This is a genomic window from Shewanella gelidii (assembly GCF_014647855.1).
Classification (GTDB): Bacteria; Pseudomonadota; Gammaproteobacteria; order Enterobacterales; family Shewanellaceae; genus Shewanella; species Shewanella gelidii.
The window spans coordinates 1-25,652 of the sequence record NZ_BMPZ01000004.1; the positions used below are offsets into that span (position 1 = coordinate 1).

The 25,652-nt window shown below is 43.9% G+C and carries 21 protein-coding genes; 6 read left to right on the top strand and 15 right to left on the bottom strand.

What is annotated here, in order from left to right:
- The first annotated feature begins 445 nt into the window (after positions 1-445).
- Entirely contained in the window at positions 446-2,797 is a 2,352-nt protein-coding gene (locus tag IEY18_RS09195) for an EAL domain-containing protein (protein ID WP_188920056.1), read from the top strand.
- On the opposite strand, the gene IEY18_RS09200 is transcribed toward IEY18_RS09195, so the two are convergent.
- The 7 genes from IEY18_RS09200 to IEY18_RS09230 all read right to left on the bottom strand — a co-directional run bounded on the left by IEY18_RS09200 (position 2,769) and on the right by IEY18_RS09230 (position 10,593).
- Complete coding sequence (locus IEY18_RS09200) at positions 2,769-3,719, bottom strand: alpha/beta fold hydrolase (protein ID WP_229779804.1); 951 nt, start codon at positions 3,717-3,719, stop codon at positions 2,769-2,771. The genes IEY18_RS09195 and IEY18_RS09200 overlap by 29 nt on opposite strands.
- A 34-nt stretch (positions 3,720-3,753) precedes the next feature.
- The gene (locus IEY18_RS09205) at positions 3,754-5,529 is read right to left on the bottom strand and encodes a DUF885 domain-containing protein (RefSeq protein WP_188920059.1); all 1,776 of its coding nucleotides are present in this window, start codon (positions 5,527-5,529) and stop codon (positions 3,754-3,756) included.
- 214 nt (positions 5,530-5,743) lie between these two features.
- Positions 5,744-7,120 carry an oxygen-independent coproporphyrinogen III oxidase gene (gene hemN, locus IEY18_RS09210; RefSeq protein ID WP_268244249.1) on the bottom strand — a complete coding sequence of 459 codons (1,377 nt, stop codon included), beginning with the start codon at positions 7,118-7,120 and terminating at the stop codon, positions 5,744-5,746.
- Positions 7,121-7,371: 251 nt separating this feature from the next.
- On the bottom strand, positions 7,372-7,836 hold the full coding sequence (locus tag IEY18_RS09215) for a DUF2489 domain-containing protein (RefSeq protein WP_188920062.1): 465 nt from the start codon (positions 7,834-7,836) through the stop codon (positions 7,372-7,374).
- A gap of 81 nt (positions 7,837-7,917) precedes the next feature.
- On the bottom strand, positions 7,918-8,463 hold the full coding sequence (gene yihI, locus IEY18_RS09220) for a Der GTPase-activating protein YihI (RefSeq protein WP_188920064.1): 546 nt from the start codon (positions 8,461-8,463) through the stop codon (positions 7,918-7,920).
- Positions 8,464-8,523: 60 nt separating this feature from the next.
- Complete coding sequence (locus IEY18_RS09225; protein ID WP_188920065.1) at positions 8,524-9,195, bottom strand: methyltransferase domain-containing protein; 672 nt, start codon at positions 9,193-9,195, stop codon at positions 8,524-8,526.
- Positions 9,196-9,975: 780 nt separating this feature from the next.
- Complete coding sequence (locus IEY18_RS09230; protein WP_188920067.1) at positions 9,976-10,593, bottom strand: c-type cytochrome; 618 nt, start codon at positions 10,591-10,593, stop codon at positions 9,976-9,978.
- Positions 10,594-10,764: 171 nt separating this feature from the next.
- Between IEY18_RS09230 and yihA the strand changes: the two genes are divergently transcribed.
- Positions 10,765-11,424, top strand: a complete 660-nt coding sequence (gene yihA, locus IEY18_RS09235; RefSeq protein WP_188920069.1) for a ribosome biogenesis GTP-binding protein YihA/YsxC — start codon at positions 10,765-10,767, stop codon at positions 11,422-11,424.
- Positions 11,425-11,876: 452 nt separating this feature from the next.
- On the opposite strand, the gene polA is transcribed toward yihA, so the two are convergent.
- On the bottom strand, positions 11,877-14,633 hold the full coding sequence (gene polA, locus IEY18_RS09240; RefSeq protein WP_188920070.1) for a DNA polymerase I: 2,757 nt from the start codon (positions 14,631-14,633) through the stop codon (positions 11,877-11,879).
- 388 nt (positions 14,634-15,021) lie between these two features.
- Between polA and elbB the strand changes: the two genes are divergently transcribed.
- Complete coding sequence (gene elbB, locus IEY18_RS09245) at positions 15,022-15,675, top strand: isoprenoid biosynthesis glyoxalase ElbB (RefSeq protein WP_188920072.1); 654 nt, start codon at positions 15,022-15,024, stop codon at positions 15,673-15,675.
- A 54-nt stretch (positions 15,676-15,729) separates the two neighbouring features.
- Here elbB and glpG read toward each other — a convergent pair whose 3' ends face one another.
- The 6 genes from glpG to IEY18_RS09275 form a co-directional block, all read right to left on the bottom strand.
- Positions 15,730-16,596 (bottom strand): rhomboid family intramembrane serine protease GlpG, encoded by an 867-nt coding sequence (gene glpG, locus IEY18_RS09250; RefSeq protein ID WP_188920074.1) that lies wholly within the window; start codon positions 16,594-16,596, stop codon positions 15,730-15,732.
- Between the two features lie 63 nt (positions 16,597-16,659).
- Complete coding sequence (gene glpE / locus IEY18_RS09255) at positions 16,660-16,968, bottom strand: thiosulfate sulfurtransferase GlpE (RefSeq protein ID WP_188920076.1); 309 nt, start codon at positions 16,966-16,968, stop codon at positions 16,660-16,662.
- A gap of 114 nt (positions 16,969-17,082) precedes the next feature.
- Positions 17,083-18,111: an L-threonine 3-dehydrogenase gene (gene tdh, locus IEY18_RS09260; protein ID WP_188920077.1), complete on the bottom strand. Its 1,029-nt coding sequence runs from the start codon at positions 18,109-18,111 to the stop codon at positions 17,083-17,085.
- Between the two features lie 10 nt (positions 18,112-18,121).
- Positions 18,122-19,315 (bottom strand): glycine C-acetyltransferase, encoded by a 1,194-nt coding sequence (locus IEY18_RS09265; RefSeq protein WP_188920078.1) that lies wholly within the window; start codon positions 19,313-19,315, stop codon positions 18,122-18,124.
- A 350-nt stretch (positions 19,316-19,665) separates the two neighbouring features.
- Positions 19,666-20,313, bottom strand: a complete 648-nt coding sequence (locus tag IEY18_RS09270) for a TetR/AcrR family transcriptional regulator (protein WP_188920080.1) — start codon at positions 20,311-20,313, stop codon at positions 19,666-19,668.
- A gap of 171 nt (positions 20,314-20,484) precedes the next feature.
- Positions 20,485-21,147 (bottom strand): TetR/AcrR family transcriptional regulator, encoded by a 663-nt coding sequence (locus IEY18_RS09275; protein ID WP_188920081.1) that lies wholly within the window; start codon positions 21,145-21,147, stop codon positions 20,485-20,487.
- 156 nt (positions 21,148-21,303) lie between these two features.
- On the opposite strand from IEY18_RS09275, the gene waaA reads away from it, so the two are divergent.
- Entirely contained in the window at positions 21,304-22,563 is a 1,260-nt protein-coding gene (gene waaA / locus IEY18_RS09280) for a lipid IV(A) 3-deoxy-D-manno-octulosonic acid transferase (RefSeq protein ID WP_188920082.1), read from the top strand.
- A 17-nt stretch (positions 22,564-22,580) separates the two neighbouring features.
- Here waaA and IEY18_RS09285 read toward each other — a convergent pair whose 3' ends face one another.
- Positions 22,581-23,297, bottom strand: coding sequence for a 3-deoxy-D-manno-octulosonic acid kinase (locus IEY18_RS09285; protein WP_188920083.1), 717 nt, complete (start codon positions 23,295-23,297; stop codon positions 22,581-22,583).
- Positions 23,298-23,463: 166 nt separating this feature from the next.
- Between IEY18_RS09285 and IEY18_RS09290 the strand changes: the two genes are divergently transcribed.
- Both IEY18_RS09290 and IEY18_RS09295 read left to right on the top strand, forming a co-directional pair.
- A complete protein-coding gene (locus IEY18_RS09290) occupies positions 23,464-24,426 on the top strand; it encodes a glycosyltransferase family 9 protein (protein WP_188920554.1) in 963 nt (320 codons plus the stop codon).
- Between the two features lie 96 nt (positions 24,427-24,522).
- Positions 24,523-25,599, top strand: coding sequence for a CDP-glycerol glycerophosphotransferase family protein (locus IEY18_RS09295; protein ID WP_229779806.1), 1,077 nt, complete (start codon positions 24,523-24,525; stop codon positions 25,597-25,599).
- Positions 25,600-25,652 lie beyond the last annotated feature (53 nt).

The following is a 25,652-nucleotide window of genomic DNA, read 5'->3' on the forward strand; positions in this document are numbered from 1 at the left end:
TTTCATTTCCAGGCGCCTAATTATTCTCGTAAGAGAAATGAGAAAGCCCGCTGCACTGCAGTGGGCTTTTTTGTGTGTGTTGTTTTTAACGGGTCATCGATTTAGCGCATTTGTAAACGATGTGAGCTTAGAGATTGGAACGTTTTATATCGCAGTGCAGATAAGGCAACAATAGGTCGTACTCGTGCATAAAGAATGGTTATTCGGTGCTAGGGTTGTCGTATTGCCCTATCATGGTGCTTAAATGTAATCGTTGTGTCGTATGCATAAGACAAAGCCCTGCATGTTGTGCTAAATTTCGATAACTTGATTCTTCTATTTGAGTTTTACGGGCGGCCAATTGTTGTGGAAATCTAAGTCAGTATTGACTTACTTTATTCCAATATTGATCTTTTTAATTTTTACCTGCTATTCCGTGGGGGTCTACTTCTACGAGCGAAACGCATTGCGGTTAAACATTGCGTCTCAGCAGGAAGAGAGTATTAAACAACAATTGTTTCGAATGCAGTATGTTATTGACGCTGCTTCAAGCATGCAGGATATACAAAGATTAGAGCAAGAAGTTTCGTTAGCCACCACAGATCTGAATGTGATGGTCTTTGTTATGTTAAACTCTAATAGCAAAATCCTTCATGCAAACCATGTCGTATGGCGTAACAGTCGCGCGAGCCAGGTAATTGATGGCTATCAAACCCAAGATCACGCCAGAGTCGTTCATACATCGAAACCGCTTTTCGTTCATAATTGGCAACGACTCTCTCTGCAGGCTTATTACCCAATTGATCAAGCTCGCCAACAAAACCTATTAGAACGCATAGACCTGATTTATGTCGAGATAGACCTATCTCAGGCGTTAGCAACCGTATTTCAAGGTTTAAAGCAGCGAATCTTATGGCAGTGGTTTCTCGGTACATTGTTGATCCTCTTTGTGTGTTTATTGCTTCATACAACCTTGCTACGGCCGTTGCGACAACTCATCCTACTCGCTGAACGTGAAGATAAAGATGCCATTTTGGATTACAAACCGTGCGTATTTGAAGAGGTGAATGTCTTACATCAATATCTAGTGCAAGCGAATGATACGCAAAAGCGAAGCCAGAAAAAGCTGAGGGATAGCGAACAGCGCTGGTTGTTTGCGGTTGAAGCTTCAAGAAATGGTGTGTGGGATTGGGATATTAGTACCGGTGAGGTCTATATGTCCGATCGCTGGAAAGAGATTTTGGGTTATGCTCCGTCTGAGCTGAAGGGAGAGTATCAAGATTGGGAGAGTCGCTTACATCCTGAAGAGCGGGTGATGGTGCTTCAGTCTTTACAGAAGTACCTTAACGGGGAAACAGATACTTTTGAAAGTGTGCATCGCTTAAAGCATAAGCAAGGTCACTATATTTGGATTCTTGACCGCGGTATGTTAATTGATTGGGATTCAGATGGACGACCGAAGCGCATAGTTGGCATTCATACTGATATTACCGAAGACGTCAATCGCCAGCAAAGCTCTCATATCGATATCCAAGCACCGAGTTATGAAAAGCTTGATGCACAATTAAAAGCGTTAATGGCACAAGGAAATACGCAGCAATTTGGTGCGCTATTCCATATTGGTGTAGATAATTATCAGTCCATTTGTTCTTCTTTGGGCCAAGAAAGCGCGAAACGGATCGGTACTCAGCTCGCCGCTCGCTTATCTAAATTGGGCGGTGACTTAATGCAAGTCGATAGCGGAGAGTTCTGTCTATTGATGAAGGGGTTAAGTGTCGAGGGCGGCGAGATTGACCATAAAGCGCTCGCAGTAGCAAGTGAAATCAGGCATTTAATTGCACGGGATTTACATGTAGCGAACCAGGATATCAATTTGAATGCGATGGTCGGTATTTGCGTGATTGAGCAACACGACTTATTTGAAGCGGAACAAGTCCGGCGCTATGCCCAATCTGCAATGTACAGCGCGCGCAATCATGCAGATGAGCGTTGTGTAATTTATAGTAATGATATGGATTTTGCTGCAAGACGACGAGAGTCGTTGCGAGAACAGTTGCGGCAGTCAGTCATAGAAGAGTCCTTATCTTTAACGTTTGAACCTATTGTTGATAGTCGCGGAACGATTCGTATGGCGGAGTCAGTTCTTGGTTGGAAGCATCCACAGTTTGGAATGATTGACGAGCAAGAGTTCCGCATGCTTGCTGAAGATATAGGGGCATCAGAGAAGCTACACCACTGGCATTTGCAGCAAGTGTGCGAGATTGTAAATCGTGCTGACGAAACTGGTGTCTATTTACCGCTTGTGAGTCTTGATGTTTGCGCGGGACTATTTAACCAACCAGAGTTTGTCGACAGCGCCCTGCGTATATTGCAACGCAATGGCGTTGCGCCGCAACGGGTTGAATTTGAGCTGGATGAAAATACCTTCTTAAGTAACCTCAATATTGTGAAGCGTCATATTAAGTCGCTTAGAAAGCATGGATTTGGTGTAGCAATTGATCACTTTGGTTTGGGTAATGGTTCTTTGACCTATCTAAGCCAGCTTACCGTGACTCGTGTCAAGTTGAGCCGTACGGCACTCTCGAGTGTCGGGGAGCAAGGGAAGAGTGGGCAGCTCACTTTGGCTCTGGTTGATCTATTAGAGCGTCTAGAGCTTAGTATGGTCATCCAAGGTGTCAAAAGCAGTGGTCAATTCGATCATGTTCGCAGTGCCAACGCCTATTTTCAGGGAGACATTTTTTGTAAAGCCGTATCAGGGTCGGAACTGATTTACCTCATTCAAAAAGGTGCTAATCTACCGCGTGCTGCAGGAAGTTAAATAGTTGTTCTAAGGCCGTTGAGCGTACCGGATCTGTTTCCATAAATATTTCATGTTTTGCCCCTTTCACTTGATAAAGCTGGGTTGATGAATTGCTAGCATGTTTGTGCGCGCAGTTATCAACCACGGTATCTAACTCGGCCTGCAAAATAAGCGTAGGTGTTTGTAATTCCTTAAGATGAATTGCCAGCTTGTTACACGTGAGAAGCGACTGAATTAACCATTGGTTTGTTGGAGACCCTAATTGCGCTTGAGGGTGTGTTTCATAGAGTTGTCGATAGTATTGATAGCGACTTCGACTATGGGTTAAATCATTTTTTATAAAGGGTGTCGGGTCGTAATCGCTTCCTCCAAGAATATAGTTTGCAGCCTTCCCGGGCTGATAGCGGTTGAGAAGCCGCGCGAGTGTGAGTATGAACGGGCTTGGTACAGGCAGGCTTATGCCAAACATCGGTGCGCACATGACGGCTGCAGTAAAGGTTTGAGGGTGCTTTAACATATATAAGCTTGCAATGGTGCTGCCCATTGAGTGCGCAACTAGAAACAAGTTTTGATGTGACTGTTTTTGAACAACGTTATCAATAAACGCCTCAAAGTCGTCCACATAGTCTTCAAATTGATCAACATGGCCTTGATGCGAATTGGGTATCATTCGGCTCGATAGCCCCTGACCTCGATGATCTACACAATAGACACTATAGCCCTGCTGGTACATGTCATACATGAGTTCAGCATATTTAATATAGGATTCCACTCTCCCGCTGCTAATCACGATTGCCTGTTGACTTTGTGGGTGCTCAATATATGCATATGCAAGCTTTATCTGCGAGTTGACGGTTAATGTCGCTTGCGTCACCACGGCCCAAAACTCGGAAAGTTTAGGTGAGTTTAGCTCTGTTTCTGAAGAATATTTCACGCTCATTATTACCTGCATCTTTATTTTAACTGATGAGCGATCACGCACCATCTTGGGGACTCTTGAGTTGCGACTGAATAAAACGCTCTATTTGTTGTTCCAGTATGCTTAAGGTAACAGAACCATTGCCGAGCAGTGCATCGTGGAACTTACGAATATCAAATTGATCGCCAAGGCGAGTTTCGGCGTCTTGGCGTAATCGTTTGATGGTGAGTTCACCAATTTTGTATGATAGTGCCTGTCCTGGCCAAGCGATGTAGCGGTCAATCTCTGTCGTGACATTGTGCAGTGATAAAGCAGTATTGCCTGCCATATAGTCGATTGCTTGTTGACGACTCCAACCCTTTGCATGCATGCCCGTATCGACAACGAGCCGAGCAGCACGCCACATCTCATAAGTTAATCTGCCAAAATTGCTATAAGGGTCTTTGTAAAAACCAGCTTCTAATCCGAGATACTCAGAATATAGCCCCCAGCCCTCACCAAAAGCTGATATATAGCTGTAGCGGCGAAAGTTGGGTAATCCTTCAAGCTCTTTATTTAGTGCAATTTGTAGGTGATGACCGGGTACAGCCTCATGTAGCGTTAAAGCTTCAAGCTCGTACAGAGGACGTTTATCTAATGCGTAAGTATTGACCCAATAATAACCTGCTTGATCGTCTCTATTTGAGCCAGAGTAGCGCCCAGTTGTATATTTGGGGGCTATTTCCGCAGGCACAGGCGCAATGCCATACGGCATTCTGGGTAAGCGGCTAAAATACTTTGGCAACATTGCATCAGCTTTTTTGGCGATAAAGCTTGCCTCTTTTAAAAGCTCTAGCTCTGTTTTGGGGTAAAACTTAGGATCTGTTCGTAAGTCGTGTAAGAAGTCTGCAAAGCTGCCTTTAAAGGCAAATTGCTCAATAATGCTGTTCATTTCTTTTTTAATTCGAGCGACTTCTTTTAGCCCTAATTGGTGAACCTCATCAGCGGTCATTGCGAGGGTTGTATAATGGGCCACACGATTGGCATAAAACTGCTTGCCCTTTGGCAGGTCGCTCGCTGCGATACTGCGCGAGGCATTCGGTATGTATTGATCTCGCATGAACAAGAGGAAGTCTTGATAAAGCGGTACAACATCGTTTTGTATAATGTTAATCGCTTGCTGCTTCAGTTGCTTCGCATTTGTTATGTGAGTGGGCATATTGTGAAATGGAGTGAAATAGATGCTTTGCTCTGCTGGAGTGATAAATGCTTCTATGCTGGCATCAAACCCATCTAATACGACTTGTGGCGGCGTAATGTGGTGCTTGAGGCCTTGCTTTAGCCAATAGGTCTGCTGAGCAAAATAGGTGGGAAGTGCTGCGAGTTTATCGAGGTAGTTCTGATAATCCTGCTGGTTGTGGAACTTTGATTTAGCAATGCGTGATATCTCAGCATGAAACCCACTTTCTGCTGACAGTGGCACATAGTGACGGTGGAAATCATATTTATCGATCTGGTTTTGCAGTTGGTATTGCAGTAGCTCGGCGTTCATTCGCTCTTGAGTGGAGAGCGGTGCTAAGGGTAGTCGTTTTAGGCGGCTTAGTAAGTCGCGTTTTTTGTCGGCTGCTTTTTTTAGGGTTAAAGGTGCTAAATCTGGTAATTGGTTACCGGCTTGATTGTTCCCTAGTGCGTAGCTAAGTGAAGGTGATTCTTCTAGGGTGATTGCCCACGCTTGCTCGATGATCTGATTGAGCTGTCTATTCGCCGATTCAGACTTGACTTGGGGGGCTGTTGTATTCATACAGGCTGTTAAGCTGAGCAGTATGCATGCAATACAAAATCTGTTTAGCATCGACCTTCTCCGAGGGTTAGTTGTGTGCGTTAAGTGAAATATTGATATTGCTGGATATCATATAGATTAATTGCAAGACAGCAATTGTAAACCTGTGAGTTGATGTAACGATTGACTTGGTTGGGGGGAGTTGCGCTATCTTTTTGTGTGGCCAATATGAAAAAGCCGACAAAAAAATTGTCGGCTTTTGGATTCGTCATGATTTATTTCGGAATTAAATGACGCGTGAGAACTGCTGCTGGCGCGCTTTTTCTCGATAATACACATCAAAGCAAATACAAATATTGCGGATCAGTAAACGTCCTGTCGTACTAATTGTCATCTTACGGTCCGTGATATCAACAAGGCCATCATCGACAAACGTTTGCAGTAGCTTTAAGTCTTCTGCAAAATACTCTTCGAAGTTAATGCCTAGTTTGGACTCGATATCGGCCATATCTAATTCGAAATGGCAGATAATCTGTTTAATGACAACGCGGCGAATTTCATCGTCACGATTTAGGCCACAACCTTTCCAAAGGGCATGACCTTGGGCATCGATTGCTTCGTAGTAAGGGCGAATATCTTTTTGGTTCTGAGCATAGCAATCGCCAATTTGGCTAATTGATGAAACACCTAAACCGAGTAAGTCACACTCTTCTTGAGTGGTATAACCTTGGAAGTTTCGGTGTAACTTGCCTTCATTTTGTAGGCGAGAAAGCTCATCGTCAGGTTTTGCAAAGTGATCCATACCAATGTACTGGTAACCTGCTCCAGTTAAGGTTTCGATCGTTTGATGTAGCATATCTAGCTTCTGCTTCGGCGAAGGAAGGTGTTCATCTTTAATCTTACGTTGCGCAGCAAATCGTGCAGGTAAGTGGGCATAGTTAAAGACAGACAAGCGATCCGGATCGAGGTCGAGCACCCTCTGCATCGTTGTTGCAAATGTCTCAGGTGTTTGGTGGGGCAAACCATAGATTAGATCAATGTTTGTTGATACAAAGCCAAGTGCTTTTGCCCGTGCCATAAGATCAAAAATGAACTGTTCATCCTGCTCACGGTTGACCGCAACTTGTACTTCTTTGTTGAAGTCTTGCACACCAATTGAAACACGGTTAAACCCAGCTTCTTTCAATGTATCGAGCATGGTTAGCTCAATCTCTCTCGGGTCGACTTCAATCGAGTACTCACCTTCTTCCGCAAAGTTAAAATGTTCTTTAATTAAAGCGGATAAGGTTAAAATTTGTTCCGGAGACAAGAAGGTTGGTGTGCCGCCGCCCCAGTGCATTTGTGTTACTTGGTAATTTTTGAATAGTGGTGCGCGTTTTACGATCTCACTGGTCAAATACTCAATGTATTGATCGGCTTTGTGTTGATGGCGAGTAATCACCTTGTTACAGCCACAGTAGTAGCAAAGCTTTGCACAGAAAGGAATATGGATATATAGCGACAACTTATCACTTTTACTTGTTTGAATTGCCTGCAATAGGCGATCTTCAGTAAATGAATCGTCGAACTCTAATGCCGTCGGATAAGAAGTATAACGGGGACCACTATAGTTATATTTTTCGATCATCGACTGATCCCAACTAATTTGTGTGGACTGACTCAAGACAATTCCTCCGCGGATAAAATAAATTTTCGCCGTAACCATGTGACGTTGCGAATCGAGTGGACTAAAACATCGCGACATCGGTGACAGATTTTTACCAATATCACCGAAAAAATGCTGTTTGTCTGCGGTTTTGTTGGTGTTTTGTGCTCATACTCACGGCATTGATAAAGTATAGTGCAATTGCTGAAAAAGCACTGATTTTTCAGGTTTATTTAAGATTTAGATTTAGCTAATTCTTTTCAATGAACTCAGTGGATTTTGTTATTGAAATCTATTAACTTTTTGGCATCTTCTAAAATTGATTGCTCTAGTTTAGATTCCGATTTCATTCGCTTTAAATCAAGTTTCATTCGAGCTTGTTTATCTAACTGTTTTCTAGCATTCATGATTGGGTGGTGCTCAATCACGGCGAAATGGGCAAAGATCCCTGGGTATTCCGTTTGTACATGCTCAGCCATAGCAGCCTGTTCAAACAATTTCGCTATTCGCATAACACCTTCAGATAGCTCACAACGGTCATCAATCATGGCTTGTGCGATATATCGAATATCTGCGTAGATCGCATTGCGCTTTTGCTGTTGAAGTTTGCTCTGCCGCTGTTGTTCCTGTTTTTGAGCCATATTTTGTTTTTTGAGCTTGAACAGTAAATATGCTGCATAACTCGTCAAGCAAAAGATGATGCTCGCTGCTGCAAATAAAAGAAGGTGGTTCAAAAGTAATGCTTCCCTTTACTGTTGGCGTATTGGTGTTTGGTTACTCAAAGCGTTATGTACTGAGAGTAACCTTAATGCTGATTACTCTTGATAATCCTTAAGTAAATCAGCACCGGACTCAAATTGAGCGAATAGCTCATCATCTGTCGCTTTGCGAGTTGATGTATCTGCGTTGTCTTCTTCGTCAGCAATTCCAAGTTTTGTCATTAAACGCTCAATTGTATTGAGTTGCTTATCTAACCAAACTTGATCTTCATTGGAGAGTTGGCGACCTTCCTCAAGCATATCAAGTAGCTTGTTCAGGCGAGGATCTTCTTCAAGTCTTAGCAGCTTTTGCTCATCTGTTTGCTGCGGCTTTTGAGCTTTCTTTTCTTCTGTATTGCTTGGTTTCGCGTTTGTTTCTGGTAATGAAAGTGCAACAGGCTTTTTGCTGCCATGGCGAGGATTTTTTTTCGCTTCAGCATTTGGATCCAGTTGATCTTTAATCAAGGCAGCATTGTGGCGGCTACCGCTTCGGTTACCTGAATTCTTTTTCTTCGTGGCTGCTTTGCGATCAACTTTTTTGGTTCTCGGAGCGAGTTTTGGGCCGTTGTCGCCGCCCTTACGTGATTTTTTACTGTGTGACATAAACTTATACTCAGTTAATTGGGTTACGCGCTGTAAATTGAGTGCGCATCAATCTACTTGCTATGTCGAAATTAGGTCGCGTTTTATATCAGATTTTGACGTTTTTTGCATCAAAATCAGTTCATCTGTGGCAAATAATAGCTTAAATCCGTATAAATCAGCCAAAAACTGGAATGTCTGTGGTTGATAGAAGGACACGTGAGTTGGGTTATTCTTGTGATGCCATTTTGCAAAGCCGCTTAAGTTCGTCAAAATTTTAGTGCTAATGGCAAGCCAGCCTTCGGGCTTAATCAATCGACTTAGTGTGAGCCACTCTTTTCTTGGGTTAGCGAAATGTTCAATCACATGATAACTGCATACAAAATCGTAGGATTGCCGCAATGTCCCCAGATCCTCTGACAAAAAAGGGTCGTAGTTAAAAATATGATGATTATTACTGGCTAATAAATCATAGCTCTCATCGGGTAGGCTTCGCCCAAAATTTAACCCTGTGAGCTGACCTGTATTCAGTTGACTGAGCTGTAAAGAAAGTGCTTGAACAAATAACAGAAGCTTGGCTTGCTTTGCATTGGTTTGCGCCTTGATGTAGCGGGTTCTTTTGACTTCAGGAGGTAAAAAATTAAGGCTGTTAGCAAATACAAATTCGCAATGTGGGCAATGGTAAAAGCTGCGCTTTTTATCTTGAACTATCATTTGAGCGTTTAGGCTCTGACAAAGAGGGCATCGATGCATGGTCAGTTTTTATTGCGGCAACTTAGTTCCAGTATAAAGCTTGCTGGTTGAGGCTGTCATCTATTAGTACATTGATTTAAGGCCTAAAAATGGAAAAAAGGCGGTAGTTTAACTACCGCCTTATCAATGATGCTTAATGCATCTCATTCTGATTCCAAGTATCCATACTTGCGCTGTGACTTTCCCGGTCAATCTCCATTTTTTTTGGTTTGCTTTCCATGCAATAGATTTAGTTTTCGGCCTTCCAGGCCCTTTATTTTTACCACTTTATCCGTTTGTGGTTGGCTTCGTCATCAGTGACGCCAAATACACCATCCGTGTCATTTCTTAAGTATCTTCCAATGATAAGCTTGCATCCAGCAAGTGCATCCTCAGCGATTAGCTTCCTATGCTATTGGTTGAATCCTTCAATCCAATGTCCTGTTGGGCAAGTTTCCCTGGTTCCGTAGTGGTTGCGCATTCACGCCCGTTCAAAGAACAAAACCCTACATAATCGATTTGACCTGGACTTCAAATGAAAGTCTCTACTCATTTTATTATTATTGGTTGAGGGTCAGGTTTATTATTATTAGTTGGTTATTTTTGGTTTTATTTTAGTTTCTGTATCCGATATCTGTTCGATGCTCATTATTTTTATTCGAACAGTTGGGTTTATCTCGGTACGGGCACATTAAAGCTAAATTTGTGACCCATGTCAAGCTTGAGCTTGTCAGTTGACGTAAGCGTTAACATAAGGGTGTAAAAAAGAGTGACACTTCACTCTTTTTTTATTGTTTTTAGCTACTTCAAGCTACCAATATAGGTCGATAATGCTTCAATGTCGTCGTCACTCAGTTTCGTCGCAACGTCTTGCATCATGCCGTTTAGATCGTTGTTTCGGCTAGCATCACGGAATTTATTGAGCTGAATTTTGATATAATTTGCGTGTTGGCCGCCAATATTGGGGAAGCCAGCCAATTCTGAGCCTTTACCTAGAGGGCCATGGCATGCCATGCAAGACGTGATGCCTCGAGACATATCGCCACCCATGTAGAGTTGTTTGCCAGTTTCAGAATATGGCGCATCTGCAATTTGTAAGGCTTGGCTAGCATAATAAGCAGAGATATCTGCGATATCTTGGTCGCTGAGCGCGGCTGTCATACCACCCATAATTGGGTCCATACGACCTTCTTTGCCACCGGTTTGAACAGCGCTACGAAAATCGTGCAATTGTTTCTCTAGATAGGTAGGATGTTGTCCCGCAAGCTTCGGGTACATGTTGACCATGCTATTGCCGTCCATTCCGTGACAGGCTGAGCAAACAACAGCTTTAGATTTTCCAGCTTCAACATTACCTTCTGCATGAACAGGCGAGGATATTGAGGCTATTACAGACAGCGCTAGAGCTAACTTTTTCATGGCGTTCCAACTTCTCGTTATGATGATTGTCCTGAGCTTACTAGGAGCGACCTGCAAGCATGGTAAAATAGTAAATAGTGTGATCGAGCTAATATTTTACACGAAAACGTGGAAAAGTAAGCATTTCTTCAATATTTATCGTGTTGAATTTAATATTTTTTGGAGTAGACCGTGAGTGAATCTCGTATTGATTTTAGAAAAGCTAAGTTTTTGATCAGTGCACCCGATATTGCGCACCTTGATGAATACCTGCCGGGTGATGCCGGCGTGGAGATTGCTTTTGCCGGCCGCTCTAATGCAGGTAAATCAAGTGCATTAAATGCATTGACTGAGCAAAAAGGGCTGGCGCGTACGAGTAAAACTCCCGGGCGTACTCAGCTCATCAACGTTTTTTCTCTTGATGAACATCGTCGCTTAGTTGATTTACCAGGGTACGGTTTTGCTCAAGTGCCACTAGCTATGAAGAAGAAGTGGCAGCAAGCGTTGGGAGAGTATTTGCAAGAGCGACAGTGTCTATCAGGGGTGGTTGTATTAATGGATATTCGCCATCCAATGAAAGATCTCGATATGCAAATGATTGAGTGGGCTGTTGAAAGTGAGATCCCTGTTTTAGCTTTACTTACAAAGTCGGACAAGCTTGCGCAAAATGTTCGAATGAAAACAGTGAATGCCGTTCGTAAAAAGTTGGCAGACTATGGTGAGGCAGTTAAAGTCGAGCCGTTTTCTGCATTAAAAGGGACGGGGAAGCCAAAAGTACTTGGAATCTTGAATGCGTGGTGCAATCCACAGTGGTTGGTTGATGCGTTAGCTAATCCGGAAAATGAAGACTAGGATGTGGTTGCAGGCGATTTAGAATAGGGGGCGTAGCCCCCTTTTTGTTGTGCCGAATAAGGCGAGAAGGCAATTTTAGCTGCATGTCGACAAATTGAGGGCGAAAAAAAGCCCCAGCAATATAACATTGCTGGGGCGCCATAATTTGGCTTGTCACTATAAAGTGAAATAAAGGTCTGAAAGATAGAACATCTTAACCTCTGTACCCTACGCAGAGAATATTACCCCATTTATCATAATATGAAAAACTGTTTTTTAATTAGAACCACATTAATGTGATGTAGATCTTCGTTTTTGATGGCGATTTAGCCAGTTTTTGATCTTTTTTAATCAAAAAATCGCGTTTAGGGTTAAAAAAAGTCAGAAAACAGAAGTTTTCTGACTTAATTGTAATCAAATTATGAGTCGAGGACTAAAACAGGCAATTTTTTTGAATTGCCAAAGTGATGAGTTTAGTGAGCTTGATCCCAAGTTTCACCTACATCCGCCTCTGCAATTAAAGCGACATCAAGATCTGCAGCTTGCGCCATGAGTTCGCAAACCTTTGTCTTTAAGTGGCTTGCTTGACTACTCTCTACTTCAAAGACTAATTCATCATGGACTTGCATGATCATTTTTATTTCGCCTTGAGTTTCTTGATGTATCCACTCAGAAACCATGATCATTGCGCGTTTGATGATATCGGCTGCAGTGCCCTGCATCGGCGCGTTAATTGCTGCCCGCTCCGCAGCTTGACGACGCATGGCATTGCGATCCTTGATCGCTGGCAAGTAGAGGCGACGACCATTTAAAGTCGAGACATATCCTTGTTCGGCAGCAAGAGCTCGTGTTTCTTCCATATACTGGAGAACGCCAGGGTAGCGCTCGAAATACGTATCAATGTACGACTGTGCCTCCTTGCGAGGGATATCAAGCTGCTTTGCTAGGCCAAAAGCGGACATGCCGTAGATTAAGCCGAAGTTTACAGCCTTTGCTCGGCGACGTTGCTCTGCTGTGACTTCATTAAAATCTACGCCAAATACTTCAGATGCCGTCGCTCTGTGAATATCTTTCCCTGCTGCAAAAGCGCTCAAAAGACCTTTATCTTGAGATAAATGCGCCATAATTCGCAGTTCTATTTGAGAGTAATCCGCTGCAAGGATTTGTTTGCCCTCTGGTGCGATAAACGCATGGCGAATTCGGCGGCCTTCTTCGGTTCGAATGGGGATATTTTGTAGGTTTGGCTCACTAGAGGATAATCGACCTGTCGCCGCATTTGCTTGGTGGTAGCTTGTATGTAAACGACCGCTTTTGGGATTAACCATGAGTGGCAATTTATCGGTATAAGTGCTTTTTAACTTACTTAAACTACGGTGCTGAAGAATAATTTTTGGCAGAGGGTAATCTAGCGCCAGTTCTACTAGAACTTCTTCTGCGGTTGAAGGCGCACCTTTGGGCGTCTTTTTGATGACCGGATAGCCTAGCTTCTCAAAAAACAGAGCTTGTAACTGTTTAGGCGAACTTAGATTGAAGGTTTCCCCCGCAATTTCATAGGCTTTTTGTTCCAGCTCATCAATTTTCCGAGCGAGCTCTTCACTTTGTTGCCCTAGCATCATGCTATCAATGAGCACGCCGTCACGCTCGATACCTGAAAGCACTGAAATTAATGGTAGCTCTAAATCGGTGAATACTTTGGCAAGCTCTGGTTCTTTTTCAAGTCTTGGCCACAGGTGCAGATGTAGGCGCAAGGTAATATCTGCGTCTTCTGCGGCATAAGGGGCTGCAGTTTCGAGGTTGATTTGATTAAACGTTAATTGTTTCGCGCCCTTTCCTGCGATTTCCTCAAAGCTAATGTTCTTATGACCTAGATATTTTAGTGCTAGGCTATCCATATCATGGCGAGATGCAACAGAGTTAAACACATAAGACTCAAGCATGGTGTCAAATGCGATGCCTTTGAGGCGAATCCCAACATTGGCTAAAATGCTCATGTCGTACTTAAGATTTTGTCCAACTTTTTTCAGTTGTGGATCTTCAAGTAGTGGTTTGAGTTTTGAGAGTACAAGTGCTTGATCTAACTGGACTGGTGCGCCGTCATAATCATGGGCTAACGGAATATAAATTGCTTCACCAGGTGCAACAGCAAATGACAGCCCTACGAGCTGCGCTTCCATATAATTAAGGCTAGTGGTTTCGGTGTCGAGTGCAATGAGGGGCGCTTTGTTTAATTTATCGATCCATTGCTCGAGCTCTGTTTCGGTATAGATAGTGTGGTAATTGGCTTCGATTTCTGTTTTAGATGTTTCGGATTCTTCAGACGTATTTGCCGTGCTAGTTTGCTGATGATTGCCATCCAAAACTTCTGCTAACCAACGTTTAAACTCCATTTCTCCATAGCATTTTATTAACTCGTCTCTATTTGGATCTGTTACGTTGAGCTGTTGCCAATTTTGTTCTAACTCGACATCGAGCTTAATGGTTGCGAGCTCGTATGATAGGCGCAGCATTTCACCATGCTCTGCGAGTTTTGCTGGCATGGTTTTCGAGCCCCTAAAGCCAAGCGCTGGCATTTTTTCAGGTGAAGCCAAAATTTCATCTATGCCCCCTACACCAGTAAGCATGGCTAAGGCCGTTTTTTCGCCAACACCGGGTAGGCCGGGAATGTTATCTGCTTTATCCCCCTGTAACGCAAGCAAATCAATGATGAGCTCTGGGCCAACCCCAAACTTTTCCGACACTTCGCTTGGCCCCATGATTGTATTGGTCATGGTATTAATCAGGGTGACATTTTCGTTCACAAGTTGCGCCATGTCTTTATCACCAGTACTAATGAGTACGGCGCGACCTTCTTGACTTGCTTGGTGGGCGATGGTGCCAATCACATCATCAGCTTCGACGCCAGAAATACTAATGAGTGGCAAGCCGAGTGCGCGAATAATGCGATGTAATGGCTCTATTTGCGTACGAAGGTCGTCGGGCATTGGAGGGCGATGAGCTTTATAGTCTTGATACATGTCATTGCGAAATGTTTTGCCTTTTGCATCAAATACAACGGCCATTTGTGTTGGCGCGTATTGCTTCATTAAGCTGCGTAACATGTTAATGACGCCATACACTGCACCCGTGGCCTCTCCTTTGGAGTTGGTGAGGTGCGGCGGTGCGTAAAAAGCTCGGTATAAATAAGAAGAACCGTCGACAAGAATTAACGGGTTTGAGTCAATTTTAGGCATGTTTCAGTCGTCATGAGAGTGATTATGGGCGAATGATAGCATGATCTAAAAAGGAATTTTAAAACAAAGCGAAAAAGCAGTTGCCTGTGGATAAGTCTGTGAGTTGAATTTGTTTGTGGGATTTTGTTCAGAAGTTTCCAGCGAACGTATGCCACATAAGTCATTGATAGGTGGCGGTAAAAATTAATTTTGTGAAGTCCGTAGTGTTTTTTAGAATATCATCCTGATTTGTGGATTTTTATTTTCCTTATCCTTTGCTTTATAGAAAGTTGGCTTCATTTCCAACACTTGGTAAAGTTAGCTCGAATAATTTAGCACGATTTTTAATCAGATCAAGTGATTTCATCACTGTTTGTTAAATCTAAATGACATAAGAGGCGGTTTTTTTATGAAAAATGTTGCGATTCTGATCAGTGGTTGTGGTGTTTTTGATGGTGGTGAAATTCATGAAACTGTGTTGACCATGTTAGCGGTGGCTAGTGCAGGCGCGAATTACCAGTGTTTTGCACCAGATATCCCACAAATGCATGTCGTAAACCATTTGACCGGTGAAGTAGATGCAAATGCCAATCGTAATGTTTTGGTGGAGTCTGCGCGGATTGCTCGAGGAGAGATAAAACCGACAACGGATTTAAACATTGACGACTTTGATGCGTTATTAATTCCGGGCGGATTTGGTGCGGCGAAAAATCTGTGCAATTTTGCGACAAATGGCAGTGAGTGTGATGTTGAGCCTGCGGTGGTGCAATTTGTCGGCGAGTTCAAGATCGCGCATAAGCCTGTTGGCTTTATTTGTATCGCGCCGGTTATGATCCCGAAGATTTACGGAGCGGGGACAAAAGGAACCATAGGTCATGATGTCGATACGGTGCAAGCATTCAATTTAATGGGCGGAGAACACCAAGAAGCTGCGGTCGATGAAATTGTTGTGGATGTTCATTCAAAGGTTGTGAGTACGCCGGCGTATATGCTGGCTGGATCTATATTGGAAGCTAAATCGGGGATTGATAAGTTAGTTTCTCAAGTTTTGGCGATGAGTTAGTCGCGTTGGTTTATAGAAATAATGACGAGGCATTACATAGCAATGCCTCGTCGGTCAATGATTGACGTCATTGGGTTTTAAGCGGTAACTGTCAAACCAGCCTTGTAGCAAACCAACACATAAGCCTGTGACGTGGGCCGCGTTCGCAGTGGATGAGCCTAGTATTTCGACAAAGCCCAATACCAGCCACAGCAACATAAAGCCAATATAGGCTCTGGGTAAGTTCAGCCCTTTTTCTGGGCGTTTATGCCCCATGACCCAGACGTATCCTACGAGCGCATAAACAACACCGGACAAGCCTCCAAAGTTGGGGCCTGCAACATAGAATTGTGCAATATTAGGTAGTGTGCCGCCAACACATAGCAGAATCAGAAGGGGCTGCAGCCCAATTCTGTTTTCTATTTTTCCGCCTAAGTACCACCACCAAAGTAGATTGAAGATAATGTGCATCGCGGTAAAGTGCAGCAAACTTGGTGTAAAGACGCGCCAAAACTCAGCGAGATTAATCTCTCCCACGGCACCGAAGAACGATAAGGCATTGAAAACGGGTTCAGTGAAACCATAGTGCAAGCCGACGTAAACAACAGTACAAGCGAGGAACATTAAGAGCGTGAGAGGGCCTGCACCTGTGATAAATTGCGTCGCGAGTTGTAATGAGGGGGCGCCATAATCCAGCTGGCTGTTGTCTTGTTTATTGGTTTGACCATGGCTCCACGACGCAAGATGATATTTGGCATCATTTGGGTTTTGAATAAATGCTTGGAACTCTGCTTGTGCTTGAGCTGCATGTTGTTCATCGTCTATGCCGATAATGACGCCGTGTTCAGCCGGCAAGACCTGACATTCAATGTTGAGCCCTTTGAGGTAGTCGATGAAAGCTTGGGCAATACGTGGATTTGGAAGCCTACCTATTTCGATCAAATCTCTATCCTTAAATTGCTCGTCAAGTGGATATCTTGGTCGTGGTTACTAACTTGTTCAAATTTATGATAGTGCTTGCTGCCAAGCTTGGTAGCCGCCATCTAAACTATATATATCATCAAAGCCCTGCTGATTTAAATATAGCGCTGCATTTTGGCTGCTAATCCCGTGATAACAAACCACAACCAGTGGCGCATCTAAATCAGCTTGGCGTAGAAAGTCCACCATGTTGTCATTGCTTAAATGAATTGATGTATCTATATGTCCTTCAGCAAAGCTATGGGGATCTCGAATATCGGCAATCTGAATTTTATCCGAATCCTTGAGCATTTGTTGCAGTTGGGTCACGCTGAGGTGCTGGAATTCAGACATAAATGTTCCTTGTATTTGTCTGTTAGCGCTCTGCCAAGTCTAGTGTGCATGAGCGCTATGCTTTTTATGAACTTTAATTTTGAGCTCTGAGGACAGCACTCAATATACTGCTACTTATTTGTCCCAATTGAGGATCACTTTACCAGATTGGCCAGAGCGCATTGCGTCGAAGCCTTTTTGGAAGTCATCAACTGAATAATGGTGCGTAATGATGGCTGACATATCGAGGCCTGATTGGATCAGGCTGGCCATTTTGTACCAGGTTTCAAACATTTCTCGGCCATAAATGCCTTTGATAATGAGTCCTTTGAAAATGACTTTACTCCAGTCAATCGCCATGTCTTGCCCTGGAATACCCAGCATTGCAATTTTTCCACCATGATTCATGGTTTCAAGCATGGAATGAAAAGCCGAGGGGACACCAGACATCTCGAGTCCGACATCAAAGCCTTCGGTCATGCCGAGTTCATTCATGACTTGGCTTAGGTCTTCATTGGCTACGTTAACTGTGCGAATATCACCAAGTTTTTTGGCCAAGTCCAGTCGATATTCGTTTATATCGGTAATGACGACATGGCGTGCACCGACGTGCTTACATACCGCAGCAGCCATAATACCAATGGGGCCGGCACCTGTGATCAGTACATCTTCACCAACCACGTCAAAAGACAAAGCGGTGTGTACCGCATTGCCGAGGGGATCAAAAATTGCCGCTAAGTCATCCGGTATATCATGAGGCATTTTAAAAGCGTTAAAAGCCGGGATGACGAGGTATTCTGCAAATGCACCTTGACGGTTTACGCCAACCCCTGACGTATTGCGGCAAAGGTGGGTTCTGCCACCGCGGCAGTTACGACAATGGCCGCAAGTAATATGGCCTTCGCCAGAAACACGATCGCCAATGGTAAATCCTCGGACTTCTTGTCCCATATCGACAACTTCGCCGACATATTCATGACCCACAACCATTGGAACAGGAATCGTGTTTTGCGACCATTCATCCCAGTTGTAGATATGTACATCGGTCCCGCAAATTGCGGTTTTCTTAATTTTGATCAGTAAATCGTTATGGCCAACTTCAGGCATCGGCGCATCGATTTTCCAAATCCCTTCTTCAGGTTTTAGTTTACTTAATGCTTTCATTGTCTGATTCCTAAATGATGGCCATTTCTTTGGCAATACGAGTAAAGGCTTCAATTGCTTTATCGAGTTGCGCCTTGGTATGTGCTGCGGACATTTGTGTTCTAATTCGAGCCTGCCCCTTTGGAACAACTGGGAACGAGAAGCCAATAACGTAAATATTTTCTTCAAGTAAGCGGTTGGCAAAATCACTGGCAAGCTTTGCATCCCCAATCATCACGGGAATAATGGCATGGTTTGCCCCGCCGAGGGTAAAGCCTGCCGCCGACATTTGTTGACGGAAATAGCGACTATTTTCCCATACGGCTTCGCGTAAGGCTTGGCCCGACTTGAGCATTTCGAGTACATGAATTGAAGCCGTAACAATTGAAGGTGCTAAAGAGTTTGAAAATAGGTAAGGGCGTGAGCGTTGGCGTAACCAATCAATGACTTCCTTTTTGCCTGATGTGAAGCCGCCAGATGCTCCTCCAAGCGCCTTGCCAAGGGTGCCTGTAATAATATCGACACGCTCCATAACATCACAGTGTTCATGGGTACCACGACCGTTTTGACCCACGAACCCGACGGCGTGAGAGTCATCTACCATTACTAAAGCGCCATATTCGTCAGCTAAATCACAAACGCCATTTAAGTTTGCGATGACGCCATCCATGGAGAATACGCCGTCGGTAGCAATCAATATATTACGCGCACCTGCGGCTTTCGCTGCCTTGAGCTGCGTTTCAAGATCTGCCATATCATTGTTTGCATAGCGATATCGCTTCGCTTTACATAAGCGAACCCCATCAATAATTGAGGCGTGGTTGAGTGCGTCAGAGACAATGGCATCTTCTGCGCCCAGTATGGTTTCAAATAGGCCTGCGTTGGCATCAAAACATGAAGAGTAGAGAATGGTATCTTCCATTCCTAGAAATTGACTTAAACTTGCTTCAAGTTGTTTGTGGATATTTTGGGTGCCGCAAATAAAACGTACTGAAGCCATGCCAAAGCCGTGATCATTGAGGCCTTGCTGCGCAGCTTTGACTAGCTCGGGATGATTGGCAAGGCCAAGGTAATTATTGGCACAGAAGTTAATCACTTCTTGGCCGTTGACTTCAATTGCAGTTTGCTGAGGCGACACGATTACTCGCTCGCTTTTGTAAAGCCCTTCTGCTTTTACATCCGCAAGCTGCTGGCGAATTTGCTCATAGAATGAAGTAGATGCCACCTTAACTCTCCTTATAATTTTTATATGTATGCACCGCAAGTTGACGAATGATGGTTGCTGAGCGGCGCATCAGTTTATTGGGAATATTGTTGAGTATTGCGATTCTTAGGGTCAGGCACTGTTGCAGAGGCTTAAATTGCTTGGCTTGCAGTTGTGCTGCGCGGTTTCGAAATGGGATGCAATAATTTCAACATTAAAGGCAGAATTCTACTCTTATTTGGAGCGTGTGCCACTCTGTTTTTGTAAGCAAAGGGGTGAAATGAGCACGTTTAGGGCAAGAATGATTTGTCGATAAATAAAACTAATGGAAAGAGCACAGTCGCAAGGGCAAGCTGTGCTGCATATTTGGTTTAGAAGTCGTCTTGCGCGGCGAGAACTTGGTAATGTTGCTCTAAACGTTCAAATGTGGCTCGGGAGTGTGGCGTTGCGTACGCTTTAAAAATCATTAAGACGCGCAATAAGCCTTCGTAAAGCGAAGTTTTTGTAATCGTGGTGATATCAGAATGGGTCAAGCGATTACTTATCCAAAAACAAGCGACCATCCGAATGGTGTCTGCCAGCGGCATAATTTCTTTATCTTCAATAATTAACGCACCATCATGTTTAATTTTTCTTAAAATATTAGTGGCTCGCGTTAAAAACTTTTGTTGGGTTTTGGTATACATCTGATTGAGCTGCTCATCACGGCTCAGTATGTCGACCAAGTTGGCGTACATAAATCGAAATTGCCAGAGTGTATGAAACATGGCATCGAAATAACGCATCAGTAGCTCAACGTTGACTTGTTCGTCGTCATAGGGCTGAAAACCGCTGGTCAGGTGCTCTTCATATAAGGTGAAAATGGAGCGAATAATGTCTTCTTTGTTGCGGAAATGGTAATACAGGTTTCCCGGACTTATCTCTAAATGCGCGGCAATATGGTTGGTGGTGATGCTGCGCTCACCGTGTTCATTAAACAGATCAAGGCTAGCATGGACGATCTTATCGCGGGTTTTCATGTTTATCCTAAGGAGCTATCAGCGTAGGTTTAGCCAACAAGTGCTATTGTTGTTTTTCTGTTATTGAGTCAATTTATCGCGTGAATGTCAATGACTGGCTACTCAGACCAGTCATTTGTGTTCGGCGTATTTGTGGAGAGAGCTTGATGTTGGGGCGCTATATGGAAGGCTTTAACAGGTGTAATCCGTTGCTAATTCTGCATTTGCGAGTGTCTGATAGTGGCTTTCTAAGCGATCGAAAGTTGCGAGTGAATCTGAAGTTGCATGGAGCTTGAATATCATAATTACTCTTAACAGCCCTTCGTATAACGAAGATTTGGTGATTTCAATATTGGCTGAGTGGGTTTGTTTGTAACCAATCCAAAAGCAAGCAATCATTCGCATGGTATCTGCAAGGGGGTGGACTTTGTCGTCGTCAATTCGCAGCATGCCATCGTGTTTTAGTTTTAATAATATACGACTAGAGCGCTGCAGTGCATTTTGCTGAATGGTTAAATAACGTTGGAGTAACTCGGTATCGCGGCTAAGAATGTCGGTTAAGTTGGTATACATAAAGCGAAAGCGCCATAAAATTTCGAACATGGTATCGAAATAGCCGACTAGAAGTTCAACATTCACGGTTTTGGTCTGATAAGGCTGAAATCCTGCATCTAAATAGCTTTCATACAAACTAAAAATAGAGCGAATAATGTCGTCCTTGTTTTTAAAATGATAATAAAGATTACCGGGGCTCATGCCGAGGTGGGCGGCGATGTGGTTGGTTGTTGTGCTGCGTTCGCCGTGTTCATTGAAAAGTTGGAGGCTGGCGTTAATGATTTTGTCGCTAGTTTTCATATTACATCTTCCCTACTTGCATCACCTCATAATGAACTGACTTCAAGTGGATAAGCAAGGCTAATTTGTCATCTTAATTGTTGAATATGCTAGTATGGCCGCTAATTCTGTGTCGTGTTCCATCAACACTTTGCCCATACAAGTGAAGCTTCAAATATGAATCGATTCGTTTATTCCGCCGTGTTGTATCTGCTTTCCCCACTTATTTTGCTTTACTTTGTTTTTCGCGGGGCCAAAAGTGCTGATTACCGCAGTCGTTTACTCGAGCGTTTTGGCTTAGGCCAATTAACGCAAACCGATTTGCTTGTCCATTCGGTTTCGATGGGGGAAACTTTGGCAGCGATTCCCTTGATCCGGCAAATTATGAAGGTAAACCCCCAATTGCGAGTGACCGTGACGACTACGAGTCCCACCGGCTCTGCAGAGGTTATAAAAGCGTTTGGTAGCCAGGTACAGCATTGCTATTTACCACTCGATTTTCCTCTTTGTGTATCGCATTTTCTAAAAAAATTGCAGCCCTCCGCGTGTATGATTATGGAGACTGAACTGTGGCCAAATTTGATCCATCAGCTTAAAGCCCGTGGCACAAACATTATGTTGACGAATGCTCGTTTGTCTGCAAAATCAGCAGTCAATTATCAAAAGCGTGCGCGTCTTGTCACGCCCATGCTGCAGTGTTTAGATGTGGTTGCCGTGCAAACCGCCCAAGAAGCTCAACGTTTTCAATCGTTAGGTGTTGAGCCACAGAAAATTCATGTTTGCGGGAGTTTAAAGTTTGATATCCAAATTCAAGCTGAAGTCATTACGCGAGCCAAATCTCTAAGGGCAGATTGGAGCAAATTAACTGCTCCTGTTTGGATTGCGGGGAGTGTTCATCCCGGGGAGTTTTTTGCTGTACTCGATGCGCATCAACGGCTTTTAGAGTCCCGAAGTGATGCTTTACTGATTATGGTACCGCGTCATCCAGAGCAATTTGATGCAGCAGCAAAGGCGGTAGAAAATGCTGGCTTAAATTATGCGCGTCGTAGTCGTGGTGAGACACTTACTTCGACAACACAGGTTTTACTTGGGGATACAATGGGTGAGCTGTTGCTTTTTTATGCAGCAGGAGATCAGGCTTTTGTGGGTGGAACCTTAATTGATAATGGCGGACACAACCCGCTGGAGCCCGCAGCGTTAGGTTTGCCTGTGTATGTGGGGCCGAATCATTGGGATTTTGCAGAAATTACGAACTTGTTGCGTGAAGCTGGCGCTTTAAGCGTTGAGCACTCTGGTGATGAACTTGGCCAGGCATTAGTCAATACGTTTGAGCGTCCGGAGCTATTGCAAGCGGCTAAATTGGCTGGCCTTGCCGTAGTTCGAGCTAATGTTGGTGCTTTAGAAAAACAAGCCCAATTATATGAAAGTATGACTTGAATAACACCTCACTCATTTCAGCTTCTTGCCATTTGAGCTCGATAGCCTTTGAGTAGGTCTTGCCAATTCTCGGCGCTGAAGTGTAATTGAGGCTGTTTATTTTTTTCTTTATTAAATGAGCGCAGTAAACGGTCTAAATTGCTTTGCTGCCATTTGGCTTGAGGCGTTTTAATGGTGCCGCGGTCAAAATCAATTAAGTAGAATTGTTTCTCAGCGAGCAGAATGTTTTTGGCATTCAGGTCGGCGTGGTAAACACCGCGCTGGTGGAATTGCGCGATACAAGCCCCAAGGGATTGCCACTCATCCGGGCTCAGTGGCTGCATTAAAGCTGCTACTAAGTCTTGAGCGCCATGAATGCGTTTAATTAAAATATCTGCACGGTAATGGATACCGCTGCGTTGCACGAGCGCTGCAACGGGCTCCGGAACGGGGAAACCTTCGTCATATAACTGTTCGAGGAGTTGCAGCTCAGCTACGGCGCGGGTTTTATGATACCCGGTAAATAAATATGCGTCTTTACTCAGCTTTTCGATAAGACCGCCACGGTAGTAATGCCGTAAAACCCAATCTTGTTGTTCATATTGCAAAAACCAAGTGATATAGCGCCCTCGGGATGAGCCGGTTATGGCTTCTCGTTGCTGCCAATAAGCGTGAGTGAACCATTGTGGTTCAATGGGTGCTGGACAGGCCTTAGTTGTGGCAATGCAGCCTTGATTTATCTTTTTAATTTGCATGGTTTAAGTTTTATGCGCTAATACTTGGTGCTGCCAGCATTCTACCTTAATATGCCCCCAATACACTAAATTAAGCGCTTAGGTTTCTATTTTGGATTTCAGTTCGATTCGCTCTTTGTGTTTGTTGCGTTTATCTGCCATTGGTGATGTTTGCCATGCGGTGGCTATGGTGCAAGCGATTCAGCGTCAATACCCACAGTTAAAAATTACTTGGGTATTGGGTAAAGTTGAGTATCAGTTGCTCAAGCACATACCCAATGTTGAATTTGTGATTTTTGACAAGTCGCAAGGTTGGCGCAGCTATGTCAATTTGTATCAAAGCTTTAAAGGGCAAAAGTTTGATGTGCTGTTGCATATGCAAGTTGCTTTGCGAGCAACGGTCGCATCGTTAGCGATCCCTGCCAAAACGCGGATTGGCTTTGACCGCCAACGGGCAAAAGAGGGGCAATGGCTGGTGACGAATCATCATGTTGAACCGATTGCCGCCCCCCATGTTCTCGATGGCTTTATGGGTTTTGCCAAAGCTTTGGGTGTGACGGATTTAAGCCCTCAGTGGAACATTCCTGTGCCGCGAGCTGATACCGAGTTTGCAGAAACCATTGTTGACCCAAATGAAAAAGTATTGGTGATTTGTCCCGCTGCCAGTAAAGCGGAGCGAAATTGGTTGCCAGAGCGGTATGCACGTGTTGCAGAACATGCTGCAACTAGAGGTTACCGCGTATTGCTTTGTGGTGGGCCAACGGCATTAGAGCAAACCCTTGCAGGGCAGATTGAAGATTGCTGTGAAGCGCCTGTAGAAAACTTGATTGGAAAGACGTCACTGACCCAGTTGCTGGCACTATTAAAGCAAGCCTCTGTCGTTCTTGCACCTGATACCGGCCCTGCGCATATGGCAGTAACTCAAGGAACACCTGTGATTGGGTTATATGCGCACTCAAACCCGGGAAGAACCGGCCCCTACACATCATTGCAGTATGTTGTGAGTGCTTACCCTGAAGCGATCCAAGAGCAATTTGGCAAAGATGTCCCTTGGGGGACTCGTGCTAAAGGTGCGCATTTGATGGAAAAAATAACGGTAGAAGAAGTGCTTATGCAGTTTAATCGGCTCGATATGCTGACTCATTGCTAAAGCACGCATGTGCCGAGAAAAACCTGCGTTATCGCCCATGCTCTTTTTGCCTACTGTTTGATATATATTGCTTGAATGAATCGAGGAACATTGAACGTGTTAAAGCCTGAAAGTCTGCCCACCTCATCGACAAACCCAAAACATAGCCAATTTCGCTATTTGTTTTATGTGACTTTGTCATACTCTTTTAGCGTTCTAAGACCGCTTGAAAAGGTAATTAAAAAGCGAGGAGGAGAGGTTGCTTGGTTTATTCCAAATGGCAGTGAGGCAGAGCCTTTTTTACAGGATAGTGATCTGCGGCTGCAAACGGTTGGGCAAGTCAAAGCGTTTGACGCGCATGCAACGTTAGCTCCAGGAAATTTTATTCCTGACTTTTTCCCTGGAATAAAAGTACAGGTTTTTCATGGCTTTGACTCTGGGAAAAAAGGTAAGTTTAATATTCGCGGTTTTTTCGATTTGTACTGCACTCAAGGGCCGAATATTACTCAAGGTTTTTCTGCTATCAATGATGGAACTTGCGAGGTGGTTGAGACCGGTTGGGCGAAGCTAGACCCTCTGTTTACCTTGCATCCCAATACCGCAACTTATCAAACCGAAAAGCCTTTAATTCTCTATGCACCGACATTTTCGCCGAAGCTAACAAGCACGACTCAGTTGTTTCAACATATTCAACAGTTGGTTGAAAACCGAGATTGGCACTGGATCGTCAAATTGCACCCCAAGGCGACCCAAGAGGAAGTTGCCATGTATAAGGGTCTTGCTTGTGATAAGTTAAAGTTTGTTGAAACTGGTGACATCATTCCCCTGTTGCAGGCTGCAGATGTCATTCTATCCGACACTTCTTCAATATTGGCTGAATTTGCTTTGCAGCAAAAGGTTGTTGTTGCGTTTAATAATCGTCGCCCTGAACCTTGGATGTTGAACTTTCAATCGGCGTCCGAGCTGGAACATGAACTAGAAAAAGCATTTGATGTGGAGGCTGATTTATTGGCTCAAATCAAATCTCATTGTGATGCGATACACCCTTATCGAGATGGTTTGTCGAGTGAGCGGACGCTTGACGCCATTGATAGATTTGTTCGCTCAGGCAATGGTCACTTGAAACCTAAACCTCTTAATTTATTGCGCAGGTTTAAAATTCGTAAAAAATTAAAATATTATCGCTGGCGATAGTTACGGCCAAAGAGCTTTTTGAGGCGCAGTACGTTAAAAAAACGTAGCGCCTA

Bases quoted from the DNA above. Each gene is read 5' to 3' on its own strand.
- IEY18_RS09200 (WP_229779804.1), bottom strand. From the start codon at position 3,719: ATGAGCGTGAAATATTCTTCAGAAACAGAGCTAAACTCACCTAAACTT.
- IEY18_RS09205 (WP_188920059.1), bottom strand. From the start codon at position 5,529: ATGCTAAACAGATTTTGTATTGCATGCATACTGCTCAGCTTAACAGCC.
- yihI (WP_188920064.1), bottom strand. From the start codon at position 8,463: ATGTCACACAGTAAAAAATCACGTAAGGGCGGCGACAACGGCCCAAAA.
- IEY18_RS09225 (WP_188920065.1), bottom strand. From the start codon at position 9,195: ATGCATCGATGCCCTCTTTGTCAGAGCCTAAACGCTCAAATGATAGTT.
- IEY18_RS09230 (WP_188920067.1), bottom strand. From the start codon at position 10,593: ATGAAAAAGTTAGCTCTAGCGCTGTCTGTAATAGCCTCAATATCCTCG.
- polA (WP_188920070.1), bottom strand. From the start codon at position 14,633: ATGCCTAAAATTGACTCAAACCCGTTAATTCTTGTCGACGGTTCTTCT.
- elbB (WP_188920072.1), top strand. From the start codon at position 15,022: ATGAAAAATGTTGCGATTCTGATCAGTGGTTGTGGTGTTTTTGATGGT.
- glpE (WP_188920076.1), bottom strand. From the start codon at position 16,968: ATGTCTGAATTCCAGCACCTCAGCGTGACCCAACTGCAACAAATGCTC.
- tdh (WP_188920077.1), bottom strand. From the start codon at position 18,111: ATGAAAGCATTAAGTAAACTAAAACCTGAAGAAGGGATTTGGAAAATC.
- IEY18_RS09270 (WP_188920080.1), bottom strand. From the start codon at position 20,313: ATGAAAACCCGCGATAAGATCGTCCATGCTAGCCTTGATCTGTTTAAT.
- IEY18_RS09275 (WP_188920081.1), bottom strand. From the start codon at position 21,147: ATGAAAACTAGCGACAAAATCATTAACGCCAGCCTCCAACTTTTCAAT.
- waaA (WP_188920082.1), top strand. From the start codon at position 21,304: ATGAATCGATTCGTTTATTCCGCCGTGTTGTATCTGCTTTCCCCACTT.
- IEY18_RS09285 (WP_188920083.1), bottom strand. From the start codon at position 23,297: ATGCAAATTAAAAAGATAAATCAAGGCTGCATTGCCACAACTAAGGCC.
- IEY18_RS09290 (WP_188920554.1), top strand. From the start codon at position 23,464: ATGGTGCAAGCGATTCAGCGTCAATACCCACAGTTAAAAATTACTTGG.